The organism is Protofrankia sp. CiP1_Cm_nod4, from assembly GCF_982290645.1.
On record NZ_CEVIVC010000004.1, the window covers coordinates 8,480 to 9,015 of the forward strand.

The following is a 536-nucleotide window of genomic DNA, read 5'->3' on the forward strand; positions in this document are numbered from 1 at the left end:
TGTCGATGCCGGCCATCAGGCGCCGCGGGCGGCGTCCGCGGCCAGCCGCGGGGAACATGATCTGTGCTGTTTTGTCGTTGTGTACGGTTTTCGGCCCCAGTGGCGTACACAATGACAAACTCGCGGCGATCTTCTCTGCCTCCGTCGGGCGCGGGGCACTCGGAGAGCGTCACGAGGTCCGGATCACGAGGTCCGGATCACGAGGGTCCGGAGAGGACGCAGAGAAGGTCCAGGGGAGGACAGCGTCGGGACGGCGTCGGCTGACCGGATGCCGGTGTCGTCGGTGCGGGGGCAGTCCCCGGCGGTGGCGCGGCCGGGCCTGGAGTTCCCGCACCGCCCGCGCCGGAGGCGGTCGCTGGCGCTGTCGCTGGCGTTGTCGCGGGGACGGTGGCTGCGGAGGTGGCACCGGCCGTTCGTGTGCCCGCGGCGTCGTCCTGTGCCCCGGTGCGCTGCGCCCCACCGCCCTGGGGCAGGCTGTCCTGGAACATGGCGTCCTGGGAGGCGGAGCCGTCGCAGTACGCCGGCGGCGCGTCCAG